The organism is Rhodoferax sp. (genome assembly GCF_034519335.1).
Classification (GTDB): domain Bacteria; phylum Pseudomonadota; class Gammaproteobacteria; order Burkholderiales; family Burkholderiaceae_C; genus Allorhodoferax.
This window is the reverse complement of the sequence record NZ_JAXHOL010000024.1, coordinates 24,370-37,414: the sequence shown is the minus strand read 5'-3', so window position 1 is coordinate 37,414 and position 13,045 is coordinate 24,370. Positions and strand designations below refer to the sequence as shown.

Sequence of the window (13,045 nt, the reverse complement as noted above, 5' to 3'; positions counted from 1 at the left end):
GGTAGCCCTACCAGTTACCGATGTCGGCGTTTTTGCCTTCGCCGCCGGGCTGGCCATCGGCGCCCAGGCTCAACACGTCAATTTCTCCTTTGAGGCCGGGGTTCAAGTAGAGGTAAGGGCGTCCCCAGGGGTCGTTGGGCAGCTTGTCCACATAGGGGCGCCAGTTGGGCGGCACCACCCCTGTTGTGGGTTTGCTCACCAGGGCTTGCAGGCCTTGTTCGCTGCTGGGGTAGCGCTGGTTGTCGAGTTTGTAGAGCTTGAGCGCCTGACCCAGGTTGGCAATGTCGGTCTTGGCGGCGGCTACGCGGGCGTCATCAGCCCGGTCCAGCACATTGGGCACGATGAGTGCTGCCAGCACACCAATGATGACCAGCACCACCATCAGTTCGATGAGGGTGAAGCCGCGTTGAAAACTGCGTAAATGTTGCGAATGGCGCATGGTGGAGTGTGTTGGACGATGGAGGCGGTGCATCTTGGGGTGCATCCGTCGGTTCCATGATAATGCGCCGCATGGCTTTGTCTGTAACCCTTCGCACATCGGTGTGGCCGGCTCGCGTGGCGGCGCTGCTGGTGTCGGCCGCTGCCGCAGGTAGTGCGGTCTATTGGGGTCTCAAACTCAGTGGTCCGGCCGCTGGCCCGTCCGTGGTGGCGGGGCAAGTGCCTGACGCGGTACTGGACACCAGCTTGGTGGCGCGTGCGCTGGGCGGCTCTGCCAGCGGGAGCGGTGTGGCTCCTTCGGCGGGCACGCCGGTTGCGGTGGCCGAATCGGCGCGGTTTGTCTTGGTGGGGGTGGTGGACCAACGGGCAGGTGGGGCTGCCTTGCTCGCCGTGGATGGCAAAGCTGCCAAACCAGTGGTCGTGGGTGCTCCCGTGGCGGACGGTTGGACTTTGCGCGCAGTGGAGGGGCGCCGTGCCACACTGGAGCGAAACGGCGCCCAGTTGCTGCTGGAGCTTCCACCCCGGGTTAAAGGCTAAATTGGTCTCCAGCCCGCGTGGAATATGCGCGAGCAGCTATTATTTTTGTAGAAACATTCGGTACACCGGGTTGTCGGTTTCTTCCACATAGGGGTAGCCTAACGTGTCCAGAAACTGTGCAAACGCCTTGTCGTCGGCCCCCGGCACCTGCAGACCCACCAGAATGCGGCCATAGTCGGCACCCTGGTTGCGGTAGTGGAACAAGCTGATGTTCCAGCCCGGACGCATCAGACTGAGGAACTTCATCAGCGCACCTGGCCGCTCGGGGAATACAAAGCGCAGCAGGCGTTCGTCCTGTGCCAGGCTGGAAATGCCACCCACCATGTGGCGGATGTGTTCCTTGGCCAGTTCGTCGTGGGTGAGGTCCAGCGTTTTGAAGCCGTGTTTTTCGAAGTTCTTGGCGACCTTGCTCGACTCGCCTTTGCCCTGCGTGCTCAGCCCCACAAACACGTGCGCCTTGGCGGCATCGCTGATGCGGTAGTTGAACTCGGTCACATTGCGGGTTCCGCCTGGTAGTTCTCCAATCAGTTCGCAAAAACGTTTGAAGCTGCCGCGTTCTTCGGGGATGGTCACCGCAAACAGCGCTTCGCGTTCTTCGCCTACCTCGGCTCGTTCAGCCACAAAACGCAGGCGGTCGAAATTCATGTTGGCACCGCAGAGGATGGCCGCGTAGGTTTCACCTTTGGTCTTGTGCGTGGCGACATACTGCTTGATGGCGGCCACGGCCAACGCGCCTGCTGGTTCCACGATGGAGCGTGTGTCCACAAAGATGTCCTTGATGGCGGCGCACACCGCATCGGTGTCCACGGTCACATAGTCATCCACCAGCGTGCTCGCAATGCGGAAGGTTTCCTCGCCCACCAGCTTCACGGCCGTGCCGTCGGAGAACAGGCCTACATCGGGTAGCGTCACGCGTTGCTTGGCTCCCACCGACTGAATCATGGCGTTGGAGTCATTCATTTGCACGCCGATGACCTTGACGCCCGGTGCCACCGCCTTGATGTAGTTCGCTACACCCGAGATCAGGCCGCCGCCGCCAATGGCCACAAACACGGCGTCCAGTCCTGGGCCGGTTTTGCTGCCGGTCTTGTGGCCCGATTTGGCGGCCTTGTCGGCGCCCAAGGTCTGCACCTGACGCATGATTTCCATGGCCACCGTGCCCTGGCCGGCAATGACGTCCGGGTCATCAAAGGGGTGCACAAAGGTTAATCCCTCTTTTTCTTGCAGTGTCACGGCGTGGCCGTAGGCGTCTGAATAACTTTCGCCAAACAGCACCACTTCGCCGCCAAAACCGCGTACTGCGTCTACCTTGAGCTGTGGCGTGGTGGTCGGCATCACGATCACAGCGCGCACGCCCATGCGGCTGGCCGAAAGGGCCACGCCTTGGGCATGGTTGCCTGCAGACGCGCAGATCACACCTTTGGCAATCTGCTCTGGTGGCAGCTGCGCCATTTTGTTGTAAGCGCCACGCAGCTTGAAGCTGCGCACCGGTTGCTGGTCCTCCCGCTTGAACAGCACCGTATTGTGGAGACGGCGGCTCAGCGCGCGAGCAGGTTCCAGCGCTGTTTCGCTGGCAACGTCGTACACGCGGGCGGTCAGAATCTTCTTGAGGTAGTCCGCCGGGGTGAGGTCGAGGGTTGGGGGCTGTTTGGGGGGACTCACGGGGCTACACTCCAGGTTAAATATGCTAAAACGCAAAAAATCGGCTCCGCGCGGGGCTGTTAGATTGCATTGTAGCGAACTAAGTACTGGCTCCGCGCGGGGCAATTTATAGGAGGATATGCACCATGGAATGCACAGTGAGTTGGACTGGTGGCTTGAATACCCGCTCCGGCATGGGTTTTGTAGCGGAGACCGGCAGTGGCCACACCTTGATGATGGATGGCGCGCCTGACGCGGCCAAACCAGAAAACGGCGGTCAAAACTTAGCCCCCCGTCCACTTGAAACTGTTTTGGCAGGTACCGGTGGCTGCACTGCTTATGACGTGGTGTTGATTTTGAAGCGCGGCCGCCACGATGTTCAGGGGTGCACGGTCAAGCTCACGGCGGAACGCGCTGAAGTGGATCCCAAGGTGTTTACCAAGATCCATATGCAGTTCACGGTCACTGGCAAGGGCATACCCGCCAGTGCTGTGGAGCGTGCGATTGCCATGAGCCACGACAAATACTGCTCTGCCAGCATCATGCTGGGCAAAACCGCCGAAATTACGACCGGATTTGACCTCGTCGAGGTGTGAGCTGCGGCTAAATTCGCTCCGCCACGGTGGTCATCACCTTGGCGGCGGCGCGCATCAATTCCTTGACCGGCTGGGGCAACTCCACGGCGCCCGCGGCTTGTGCGTCTTGGGCATGGCGTAGTTCGTCATCGTGCATTTGTGCCACGATGGCGCGTGAGGCGTGGTCACCCTCCGGCAGCAGTTCCAGATGGCTTTGCAGGTGGGCTCCCACCTGTTTCTCGGTTTCCACCACAAAGCCCAGACTGATGGCGTCGCCCATGCGGCCGGCCAGCAGTCCAAGGCCAAATGCGCCCGCGTACCACAAGGGATTCAGCAGCGAAGGTCGTGAATCCAGCTCTTTGAGCCGCTGGGCCGTCCAAGCCAGGTGGTCCGTTTCCTCTGCGCATGCTTGTGTGAAGTGCGCGCGTAACGCCTTGTTCGGGGTAGCAAGAGCTTGCGCCGTGTAAAGCGCTTGTGCGCAGACCTCGCCCACGTGGTTCACCCGCATCAACCCTGCGGCCTTGCGTTTTTCGGTGTCAGTAAGTTGTGTTGCGTGCTCTGCCAAGGTAGGGCAGGGGTTGGCAGCGTGAGGCTGCGCGAACAAGGTGCGCAGAGCCGAATCTGCAGCGGTAAGTAGTGCGTCCATTTGGTGGCTTTCCAGTATGGGAAGAGTCTACCGGGGATGACGTTAAGGTGAGGTTGATGACAGTCAAACAATTTGTTGCAACCCAACAACGGTAACCCGTAGGAACCCTAATATTTCGGGCTTTTCCTTTGCCAAATGTCCCCCCGTCTGGTGCAATACACCCAACTTCCTGAATAGGAGGTTGGCCCGGAGTTCCGAACAATCGGTCCGGAGCTCTATGTTTAACCTTGGAGTATTTCTACATGAAAAAGACCCTCATCGCCCTGGCCGTTCTGGCTGCTTCTGGCGCTTCTTTCGCTCAAGCCACGATCTCTGGCAACTACACAGCCGGCTACCGTTCTTCTACTGGCGTTGGCGCTACAGCTACCACCAATGGTGCTGATCAGTCCGGCTTGGGTAACGACACCTCTTTGGTGACTTTTGCTGCCAAGGAAGACTTGGGCGGTGGTATGGAAGCTGGCGTTTCTATGAAAATCGACGGCCTGACACGCGGTGGCGTTTCCGGTGGCGATTCTGGTATGTACATCTCCGGTGGCTTCGGCAAGATCTCTTTGGACAACGGCCGTGGCTCTGACTACCTGTCTGGCGGTACCGCTGGCGTGGGCGGCGTTGGCCTGGACGGCAAAGTGTTTTCCACTTTGACTGCTGGCGACTCTATCGGCTATACATCCCCCAACTTTGGTGGCTTTACATTCGGTCTGAGCCACTCCGAAAGCGCTATCACCCAAGGTGGTGAAAACGCATCCCCCATTGGCCTGGGCGCTGGCGCTGCTGGTACCCCTGCAGGTGCGGCTTACCAACGTAGCACTGGTTTGACTTTGGGTTACGCTGGCGGCCCCTTGGCTGTGAACGGTAACTACACTGTGTATGATCAGCAAGGCGCTGCTCCTTCCACAAACGGCAAGAGCCGCGTGAGCATCCGTGGTGCTTATGACTTCGGCGTTGCCAAGCTGGGTGCTGGCTACCGCAATACCCAGTTCGTGTCTGGCGTGCGTCAAGACTCGTTCTTGGCTGTCGGCATTCCGTTGGGTGCTCTGACTTTGGGTGCTGACTGGGGTCAACGTACGCACAGCGACACTGCCGTTGCTGGCGGCACCGACGGTACACGTGGCGGTTACGGCCTGAAGGCTGAGTACGCTTTGTCTAAGCGTACCTCCTTGGTGGCATCCTATGCTTCTTGGGAAGCTTCTGTTGGTGTTGCTCAGCGCACCACAGAAACCAATTTGTTGGTTTCCCACTCCTTCTAATAACCGGCTGGCTTAAGCCAGCTAGGGTTTAGAAAATGAAAACCCGCTGCAGAAATGCAGCGGGTTTTTTGCTATGTGCGCGTTTCGCAATGTAGAAAAAATGGATGCGTTGGTGCTAATACAACAAAATTCACTTTTTGGCACGGTCGTCTACTTTTTGTCCCCTCAATTACATGACGTGCATGTGAATTTTTGTTTCAATACAAGTTACTTCTGAATTAAGAAGTAGGAGTTGCAGGTTGGGTTTGCAATAACCTGAACTGCTGACCATCTAACTCAAACTGAAGAGACACCACATGAAAAAATCTTTGATCGCTTTGGCAGTTTTGGCTGCTTCTGGCGCGTCCATTGCGCAAGCCACCATCACTGGCAATTACACTTTCGGCTACAAGCAAAGCACTACATCGGCCAGTACTGTCGCAACTGGTTCGACGTTAAACCAACAAGTTACGCAAGGTATTGCTGGTGGTAATGCTGGCAATGCTACCGGTGATGCATCGGGATTGGGTATTGATACTTCATTGGTGACGTTTACTGCCAAAGAAGATCTGGGTGGTGGCATGAATGTCGCCGCTGAAATGAGCATTGACGGCCTTAGCCGTGGTGGTGTTTCTGGTGGCGATTCGTCCTTGAAACTTACCACAACTGTTGGCCGCATTACGCTGCAAACCTACAAGCCCGTTGACTACTTGTCGGGTGGCATCTCTGGTGTGGGCGGTGTGGGCATGGACAATAAAGTGTTTCCTGCCCGTGGTTTGAAAGATGGCATCGGTTTTGATACCAAAGTCGGCCCAGTCTTCTTGGGTATTGCTCATATGGAGCAAGCATCTACTTCGGGTGGTAGCACATCTGGTGTGGGCATGGGCTTGGGCGCTGGTGGTGCAGGCGTTGCCACTTCCACTGGTCAGCGTTTGAACAGCTTGTCTGCTACATATGTGGGTGGTGCTTTGATTGCCAACATCAATTACCTTGTTTACGACGGTCGCACTGACAATGTCAACACATCTTACAAAGATGTGATCCGTGCTGCGGCGTCCTATGATTTTGGTGCCGCCAAATTGGGTGGCGGAGTTTCCGTATTGACAGTTACCGGCGGTGGAACATTGACGGACTCCATGGTTGCTGTGTCAGTTCCACTTGGTGCTTTGACACTGGGCGCCAACTATGCTCAAGAAACGTATAACGGAACAGTGGTTCAAGCTGCAATCGGCGTAACTACGGCAGGTCAATTGGACCAAACACGTAACGGCTATGGCCTGTCTGCAACTTACGCCCTTAGCAAGCGTACTAGCCTGATTGCTAACTATGCCAACTGGCTACCTTACGCTGGTGCCAATCGCAACAGCGAGACCAATCTGTTGGTTTCCCACTCCTTCTAATTCCCGGACTGGCGTAAGCCAGTTGTTGGTTTTGACCCGTCCTGCTATATGGTGACACCTGTATTTGCAGGACTCCCCTGTTGAATTAGCTCAGCCAGAGACGCCCGATGGACCTCATCGGGCGTTTTCAATTGTAGAGAGCAGTGAGGTCGCTCCCGGTTGTAGATGGCCACGGACTCATCAACCATCCGCCTGGCCTATGCAAGGCTACAGGGGCGCTGCAGCAGAAACTCCCCCTTGAGAATCCCATTGATACGCTCGGCCAACGTGAAGCCTCCTCGAATTCCTGAGCCAGTCAGAAGTAGAGGTTGGGGAATTTTGTCACACGGTATTCGACTGGAGGAACTGAGCCCAAGGCTTCATGGGGCCGATGGTGGTTGTAGCGATGCAGCCAGTCCTCCGTAATGTCCCTGACCTCCTGCAAGGAATCAAAGACATAGCAGTCCAGCACTTCGGTGCGGTAAGTCCGGTTGAATCGTTCCACATAGGCATTCTGGGTTGGCTTTCCAGGCTGGATGTGATTGAGGGCAATGCCCTTGACGCGCGCCGGGATACGTGCGGGCAGCCGCTTCTTGCCCCGCCGTGGTAGGTTGAGATGGAGCTGGCAATACACCCTCCACAGCACCGTCTTGCCCCAAGGGTGGTTCTGATGAAGGGCGCTGGCGTACAACAGGCCAAAGCCGTGTCGTGGATTGGTGGCCATGTAGGTCTGCATGAACTGGATTACCCCGGAGTCGTCGCTCTGCTTGTGGCAATAGCGCAGTGTGGAGCGAGCGATGCCGCTGGCCACACAGGCCCTGCGCTGGCTCATGCCGCGCTCGGTCATGAGCGGGAGTGTCTGAATTTCTGTGTGTGAGGCGGGGATACTTGCCCACGGCAATGGGCAAGCGGATTTCATCTTAATTGAACTGCTTGGTAAATCGTTCGTCGTAGAGGATGGCGAACTGACCGGGGACGGGAGATGGCACACCATGCGCAATTGACAGCCCAGACCGGGGTTGCGGTGTACTTCTGTGATCCGCACAGTTCATGGCAGCGGAGTACCAATGAGAACACCAATGGCTTGGTGCGTCAGTTCCTGCCAAAGGGTACGGATCCGTCGGGCTACAGCCAGGAGCAGCTCGACGGGATCGCTGACTTGATGAATGGGCGCCCGCGCAAGACGCTGGGCTGGTTGACCCCATTGGAGGTCTACCGCCAGTGGCTGATCAAGCTTGAGCAAGCTCCTGACACCATCCAATAAACTACCCCAGTGTTGCACTTGGATTTGAACCCGCCCTTTCTGATTAGAAAAGGTGTCAACTCATTTCAGGACGGGTCATTTAGATTAAAAAAGCCCACTGTAACGCTACAGCGGGCTTTTTACTTGGTGCAGATTAGGCGGCAGCCGAGATGTTTGGCAAGCTACGCGTATCGCTTATTCCGCAAATTGTGTTTCATTTCCCGAAGCAAGGGCTGCAGCGTGCCGCTTCCAATGCGCAGGGCCACGCAGGTGGCGAGGATGTCGATGATCATCAGGTGCAGCAAGCGGGACACCATGGGGCTGTAGCGGTCGAAGCCCTCGGGGTGGTCGGCGCTTAGGTGGATGTGGCCTGCACTCGCCAGGGGCGAGCCGCTGGCGGTGATGACGATGGTGGTGGCGCCATTCTTGCGGGCGATGTCGCAGGCGTCCATCAGGTCGCGGGTGCGGCCCGAATTGCTGATGACGACCACGCAGTCGCCTTGCCCCAAGATAGAGGCGCTCATGACCTGCATGTGGCCGTCGCTGTAGGCCGTGGTGTTGATGCCCAGGCGGAAAAACTTGTGCTGCGCGTCTTGCGCCACGATGCCAGAATTTCCCACTCCAAAGAACTGGATCTGCCGCCCTGCGCTGTAAGCCTCTACCAATGCCAACACCGCTTTTTCAATGGCGAGGGTGGATGCGTCGTTGCGGTACTTGAGGAAAGCTGCGACCGTGTTGTCGATGACCTTGACCATCACGTCGCCCGTCTTGTCGTCGGCATCGACGCTGCGGTGGATGAAGGGTACGCCTTCGTTCACGGTGCCAGCCAGCTTCAGCTTGAAATCCGAAAGACCGTCGTAGCCGACGCTGCGGCAAAAGCGGACAACGGTAGGTTTGCTCACATGGGCGCGGTCGGCGAGCTCACTGACAGGCAGTTTGGCAAACGCGCGCGGGTCTGCTAGGCAGAGCTTGCCGACCCGCTGTTCTGCGGGTGCCAATGAAGGCAAAGAGGCTTTGATTCGGTCCAGCATGGAAATTCCTCAGTCGGAGAGAAGGCTTGAGCGCTACAGTGCCGCGCGACGGCGTGAGGGCCCGTTTCCGAAGGAACTCCTGCGGTAGTGGGGGGCGGAACCCGTGGAGCGGCGGAGCGTGGGAGTCACGACTCTTCCGACCAGCAGAAGCCGTCGCGCGCGATCATGGCGCTGGATGCGCTGGGGCCCCAGGTGCCGGCCGCATACAGGCGCGGGCCTTGGGCGTCCGCAGCCCAGTGCTCCAGCATGGGTTCGACCCAGCGCCAAGCTTCTTCTTGTTCGTCGCTGCGCACAAAGAGATTGAGGCGGCCGTCGATCACATCCAGTAACAAGCGTTCGTAGGCGCCTACGCGCTCGGAGCCGAAGCGTTTGTCAAAGTCCAGGTCTAGCTGCACCGGGGCCAGGCTTTGCGAGGAGGTCGCGCGCGATTGGCGGTTTTCCTGGCCTTGGGCCAACATGTGCAACTCCAGCCCGTCTTTGGGCTGCAGGTTGATCACCAAGCGGTTGGCAGCGCCTTCGTTGGAATCGTAGATGGCGTGCGGCGTGGGGCGAAAGTTGATGACGATGCGCGCATCACGGCCGGCCAGGCGTTTGCCCGTGCGGATATAGAAGGGCACACCCGCCCAGCGCCAGTTGGCAATCTCGGTGCGCAGGGCGACAAAGGTTTCAGTGTTGCTCTTGGGGTCAACGCCCGTTTCTTCGCGGTAGCCCGGCACCTTGTTGCCGCCACTGGTGCCAGCCGCGTACTGGCCGCGCACCACGTCTTGCTTCAGCGTTTCGCTGGTCCAAGGTTTGAGAGAGCGCAGTACCTTAAGCTTTTCGTCGCGGATGGCGTCGGCGTGCGAGTTGATGGGCGGCTCCATCGCAATCGCGCACAGCAGCTGCAGCGCGTGGTTTTGAACCATGTCGCGCAGTGCACCCGTGGTCTCGTAAAACGCACCACGGCTCTCCACGCCCAGGTCTTCGGCAATGGTGATCTGGATGTTGGCGATGTGCTCGCGGCGCCACAGGGGTTCGAACAGTGCATTGCCAAAGCGCATGGCAAACAGGTTCTGTACCGAAGGCTTGCCCAGGTAGTGGTCGATGCGGAAGATCTGCTTTTCTTCGAAGAAACGACGCACGGTCTGGTTAATCGCGCGGTTGGACGCCAAGTCGTGGCCCAGCGGCTTTTCCAGTACCACGCGGGTCTTGGGCGTATTCAGACCCGCAGCGGCCAATTGTTCGCACACATTGGTGAACAGGCTGGGCGCGGTAGCCACATAGATGACCACGCTGTCGGCGTTGCGGGTGTTCAGCGTCTCGGCCAGTGCGGCGTAGTCATCGGGCTTGGACAGGTCCATGCGTTGGAATTCGAGCATGGCAGCAAAGCGGGCAAACTCTTCGGCACTAGGGCGCTTGGCCAACTCTACTTTCTCGAAGCGGGACTGGATCAGGTCGCGGTATTGCTCGTGGCTCAGGTTGTCGCGGCCCACGCCGATGATGCGTCCACCTTCTGGCAGGGAGCCATGGCGAAATGCCTGGAACAAAGCGGGCATCAACTTGCGCCAGGCCAAATCGCCGGTGCCGCCAAACATGACTAGATCAAAGCTCATAAGACAGGTGGTACGTTTAAGAGTTACATGAAAGATGACGTTGTAATGTAACTTTGTTTCATTGATAATTCAAGCTGTTGCACCGCCCCAATTTTGCGGGTTTACCCTAGTTCTTAACCTGGGCCTTCTGGCCAGCGCTCCTCATGAACCAACTCGACGCACTCAAACAATTCACCACCGTGGTGGCCGACACCGGCGACTTCAAGCAGCTCGACGCCTTCAAGCCGCAGGACGCGACCACCAATCCTTCGCTGATCCTGAAGGCGGTTCAGAAGGCCGATTACGCGCCCCTGGTCAAAGACACGGTGAACCAGTTCCGCGGCCGTCCCATGGACGAAATCGTGGACCGCCTGCTGGTGCGTTTTGGTTGCGAAATCCTCTCCATCATCCCCGGCCGCGTGTCCACCGAAGTGGACGCCCGCCTGAGCTTTGACACCGCCGCTACCGTGGCCCGTGGCGAGCGCCTGATAGAGCTGTACCAGGCGCAAGGGATTCACTCCGACCGCGTACTGATCAAGGTTGCGTCCACCTGGGAAGGCATCAAGGCCGCCGAGCAGCTGGAGCGCAAGGGCATCCGCACGAATCTGACCTTGCTGTTCGCGTTCTGCCAAGCCGTGGCTTGCGGTCAGGCCAAGGTGCAGCTGATTTCCCCCTTCGTTGGCCGCATTTATGACTGGTACAAAAAGAACGCGGGTGCTGCCTGGGTGGAAGCTGACAACGCGCTGGCTAACGACCCCGGCGTGAAGTCCGTGGCGCAGATCTACAACTACTACAAGAAGTTCGGCATCGCTACTGAGGTGATGGGCGCGAGCTTCCGCAACGTGGGCCAGATCACGGCTTTGGCCGGTTGCGATTTGCTGACTATCAGCCCCGACCTGTTGGCTAGCCTGGCCGCCACCGACGCTCCGCTGACGCCTGCGTTGAACGCCGAAGCCGCCAAGTCGGCCGCCATCGAGCACGTGAGCTATGACGAAGCCAGCTTCCGCCTCGCCCTGAACAACGACGCCATGGCCACCGAGAAGTTGGCCGAGGGCATTCGCGCCTTCTGCGTGGACGCCGTGAAGTTGGAACAACTGCTGCTGGCAGCGTAAGGGGCGCGCGACATGGCACGTACCCGATGTGACAGCACGCCCGCCTGGGGCGCCCTGCAAGCCGCCTACGATGCGTTGGGCAAAGCACTGGATGTGCGCGAGGCTTTCCAAGCCGATGCGCAGCGCTTTGAGCGCTTCAGCCAGGAGGCGCCCTATGTGTTCGCCGATCTGTCGAAGAACCGCATCGACGCGGCGACCGAAGCCTTGCTGTTTGATCTGGCGCGCCAAAGCGGCGTGCTGGAACACCGCGATGCCATGTTCGCGGGCCAGAAGATCAACAACTCCGAAGGCCGTGAAGTCTGGCACGTTTTGTTGAGAAATCCGCCCGGAGCTCCCGTAAATTATGCGGGAGCAGCTACGGATTTCGTAGCGAGTGAGCAGGCCAAGGTGCATGCCACGCTGGACGCCATGCTGGCCTACGCCGAGAAGGTGCGGGCCGACAAGGCTATCACCGATGTGGTGAACATTGGCATCGGTGGCTCCGACCTGGGGCCGCAAATGGCGGTGCTGGCACTGGACGCCTTTGCCACCACCGGCAAGCGCCTGCACTTTGTGAGCAATGTGGACGGCCACGAGCTGGCCGCCAAGCTGCCGCACCTGAAGGCCGAGAGTACGGTCTTCCTGATCGCCAGCAAGACCTTTACCACCATCGAGACCATGACCAACGCGGCTTCCGCCAAGGCCTGGTTCGAGGCGCAGGGCGGAACCGACATTGCGCGCCACTTTGCCGCGCTGACCACCAATGTGCCGGCGGCGAATGCCTTTGGCATCACCACCACCTTTGGCTTCTGGGACTGGGTAGGCGGTCGTTACTCCATGTGGTCGGCCATTGGTCTGCCCATCGCCATCGCCATTGGTGCAGCCGGCTTCCGCGAATTCCTGGCCGGTGCGCATGCCATGGACGAGCACTTCCGCACTGCGCCGCTGGAGAGCAATCTGCCCGTGCGCCTGGGCCTGCTGGATGTCTGGTACCGCAACTTCCACGGTTTCACCAGCCGCAGCATTGCGCCGTACCACAGCGCGCTGCGCCGCGTACCGGCCTATTTGCAGCAGCTGGAGATGGAAAGCAATGGCAAGCGGGTGGACGCCACGGGCGAAGCGCTGCCCTTTGGCACCTCGCCCGTGCTGTGGGGCGAGCCGGGTACCAATGGCCAGCACGCCTACTTCCAGATGCTGCACCAGGGCACGGATGTGGTGCCGGTGGAGTTTATTGCCGTCAAGAAGGCGCGCCATGATTTGAAGGGCCATCACCCCATGCTGCTGGCAAATGTGGTTGCGCAGGCGCAGGCGCTCTTGCAAGGCAAGAGCGATGCCGGTGGCCACAAGCATTTCACGGGCAACCGCCCCAGCACCTTCTTGCTGCTGGACGACCTGACACCGGCCTCGCTGGGCGCCTTGATTGCGCTGCAGGAACACCGCGTGTTTGTCAGCGGTTCGCTGTGGGGTATCAACAGTTTTGACCAGTGGGGTGTGGAGCTGGGCAAGGTGCTGGCCAAGGACATTGAGCCACGTCTTGCTTCGGGTGATGTGGCTGGGCTGGATGGCTCTACGGCTGGTTTGCTGGCGCGCTTGCGGGCCTGAGGTATTCCGCTGTGCTGTGGTGGGTACTCGCACAGCACGCAGGGGCACACCGGCGGGCTCATACT

The 13,045-nt window shown here is 58.9% G+C and carries 12 protein-coding genes and 2 pseudogenes; 7 read left to right on the top strand and 7 right to left on the bottom strand.

The features are described from left to right. Positions 1 to 7: 7 nt before the first annotated feature. Positions 8 to 439 (bottom strand): type II secretion system major pseudopilin GspG, encoded by a 432-nt coding sequence (gspG, locus tag U5O12_RS10200; RefSeq protein WP_322578531.1) that lies wholly within the window; start codon positions 437 to 439, stop codon positions 8 to 10. Positions 440 to 510: 71 nt separating this feature from the next. On the opposite strand from gspG, the gene U5O12_RS10195 reads away from it, so the two are divergent. Continuing rightward, on the top strand, positions 511 to 975 hold the full coding sequence (locus tag U5O12_RS10195) for a type II secretion system protein N (RefSeq protein ID WP_322578530.1): 465 nt from the start codon (positions 511 to 513) through the stop codon (positions 973 to 975). A 39-nt stretch (positions 976 to 1,014) separates the two neighbouring features. On the opposite strand, the gene ilvA is transcribed toward U5O12_RS10195, so the two are convergent. After that, the gene (gene ilvA, locus U5O12_RS10190; RefSeq protein WP_322578529.1) at positions 1,015 to 2,637 is read right to left on the bottom strand and encodes a threonine ammonia-lyase, biosynthetic; all 1,623 of its coding nucleotides are present in this window, start codon (positions 2,635 to 2,637) and stop codon (positions 1,015 to 1,017) included. 125 nt (positions 2,638 to 2,762) lie between these two features. Here ilvA and U5O12_RS10185 point away from each other — a divergent pair, with 125 nt between their 5' ends. After that, positions 2,763 to 3,212: an OsmC family protein gene (locus tag U5O12_RS10185; RefSeq protein WP_322578528.1), complete on the top strand. Its 450-nt coding sequence runs from the start codon at positions 2,763 to 2,765 to the stop codon at positions 3,210 to 3,212. A 7-nt stretch (positions 3,213 to 3,219) separates the two neighbouring features. Here the strand turns inward: U5O12_RS10185 and coq7 are convergent, their stop codons facing one another. Beyond that, complete coding sequence (gene coq7, locus U5O12_RS10180; RefSeq protein ID WP_322578527.1) at positions 3,220 to 3,837, bottom strand: 2-polyprenyl-3-methyl-6-methoxy-1,4-benzoquinone monooxygenase; 618 nt, start codon at positions 3,835 to 3,837, stop codon at positions 3,220 to 3,222. Positions 3,838 to 4,079: 242 nt separating this feature from the next. On the opposite strand from coq7, the gene U5O12_RS10175 reads away from it, so the two are divergent. Together U5O12_RS10175 and U5O12_RS10170 are read left to right on the top strand one after the other, a co-directional pair. Further along, positions 4,080 to 5,084 carry a porin gene (locus tag U5O12_RS10175; RefSeq protein ID WP_322578526.1) on the top strand — a complete coding sequence of 335 codons (1,005 nt, stop codon included), beginning with the start codon at positions 4,080 to 4,082 and terminating at the stop codon, positions 5,082 to 5,084. A 296-nt stretch (positions 5,085 to 5,380) separates the two neighbouring features. Further along, on the top strand, positions 5,381 to 6,463 hold the full coding sequence (locus U5O12_RS10170; protein ID WP_322578525.1) for a porin: 1,083 nt from the start codon (positions 5,381 to 5,383) through the stop codon (positions 6,461 to 6,463). Positions 6,464 to 6,507: 44 nt separating this feature from the next. Here U5O12_RS10170 and U5O12_RS10165 read toward each other — a convergent pair. Both U5O12_RS10165 and U5O12_RS21165 read right to left on the bottom strand, forming a co-directional pair. Further along, positions 6,508 to 6,729 (bottom strand): annotated as a pseudogene (locus U5O12_RS10165) (integrase core domain-containing protein); the annotation flags it as partial. Positions 6,730 to 6,758: 29 nt separating this feature from the next. Then, a complete protein-coding gene (locus U5O12_RS21165) occupies positions 6,759 to 7,289 on the bottom strand; it encodes an integrase core domain-containing protein (RefSeq protein ID WP_416221476.1) in 531 nt (176 codons plus the stop codon). Positions 7,290 to 7,409: 120 nt separating this feature from the next. Between U5O12_RS21165 and U5O12_RS10155 the strand changes: the two are divergent. Next, positions 7,410 to 7,706, top strand: a pseudogene (locus U5O12_RS10155) (IS30 family transposase); the annotation flags it as partial. Between the two features lie 161 nt (positions 7,707 to 7,867). On the opposite strand, the gene U5O12_RS10150 reads toward U5O12_RS10155, so the two are convergent. Continuing rightward, positions 7,868 to 8,716, bottom strand: a complete 849-nt coding sequence (locus tag U5O12_RS10150; protein WP_322578524.1) for a MurR/RpiR family transcriptional regulator — start codon at positions 8,714 to 8,716, stop codon at positions 7,868 to 7,870. Between the two features lie 125 nt (positions 8,717 to 8,841). Beyond that, entirely contained in the window at positions 8,842 to 10,308 is a 1,467-nt protein-coding gene (zwf, locus tag U5O12_RS10145) for a glucose-6-phosphate dehydrogenase (protein WP_322578523.1), read from the bottom strand. A gap of 143 nt (positions 10,309 to 10,451) precedes the next feature. Between zwf and tal the strand changes: the two genes are divergently transcribed. Further along, entirely contained in the window at positions 10,452 to 11,399 is a 948-nt protein-coding gene (tal, locus tag U5O12_RS10140) for a transaldolase (RefSeq protein ID WP_322578522.1), read from the top strand. Between the two features lie 12 nt (positions 11,400 to 11,411). Then, positions 11,412 to 12,980 (top strand): glucose-6-phosphate isomerase, encoded by a 1,569-nt coding sequence (gene pgi, locus U5O12_RS10135; RefSeq protein ID WP_322578521.1) that lies wholly within the window; start codon positions 11,412 to 11,414, stop codon positions 12,978 to 12,980. Positions 12,981 to 13,045 lie beyond the last annotated feature (65 nt).

What these genes read in the sequence shown, in the direction of transcription:
- gspG (WP_322578531.1), bottom strand. Translation starts at nt 439, where the DNA reads ATGCGCCATTCGCAACATTTACGCAGTTTTCAACGCGGCTTCACCCTC.
- U5O12_RS10195 (WP_322578530.1), top strand. Translation starts at nt 511, where the DNA reads ATGGCTTTGTCTGTAACCCTTCGCACATCGGTGTGGCCGGCTCGCGTG.
- U5O12_RS10185 (WP_322578528.1), top strand. Translation starts at nt 2,763, where the DNA reads ATGGAATGCACAGTGAGTTGGACTGGTGGCTTGAATACCCGCTCCGGC.
- coq7 (WP_322578527.1), bottom strand. Translation starts at nt 3,837, where the DNA reads ATGGACGCACTACTTACCGCTGCAGATTCGGCTCTGCGCACCTTGTTC.
- U5O12_RS10175 (WP_322578526.1), top strand. Translation starts at nt 4,080, where the DNA reads ATGAAAAAGACCCTCATCGCCCTGGCCGTTCTGGCTGCTTCTGGCGCT.
- U5O12_RS10170 (WP_322578525.1), top strand. Translation starts at nt 5,381, where the DNA reads ATGAAAAAATCTTTGATCGCTTTGGCAGTTTTGGCTGCTTCTGGCGCG.
- U5O12_RS21165 (WP_416221476.1), bottom strand. Translation starts at nt 7,289, where the DNA reads ATGACCGAGCGCGGCATGAGCCAGCGCAGGGCCTGTGTGGCCAGCGGC.
- U5O12_RS10150 (WP_322578524.1), bottom strand. Translation starts at nt 8,716, where the DNA reads ATGCTGGACCGAATCAAAGCCTCTTTGCCTTCATTGGCACCCGCAGAA.
- zwf (WP_322578523.1), bottom strand. Translation starts at nt 10,308, where the DNA reads ATGAGCTTTGATCTAGTCATGTTTGGCGGCACCGGCGATTTGGCCTGG.
- tal (WP_322578522.1), top strand. Translation starts at nt 10,452, where the DNA reads ATGAACCAACTCGACGCACTCAAACAATTCACCACCGTGGTGGCCGAC.
- pgi (WP_322578521.1), top strand. Translation starts at nt 11,412, where the DNA reads ATGGCACGTACCCGATGTGACAGCACGCCCGCCTGGGGCGCCCTGCAA.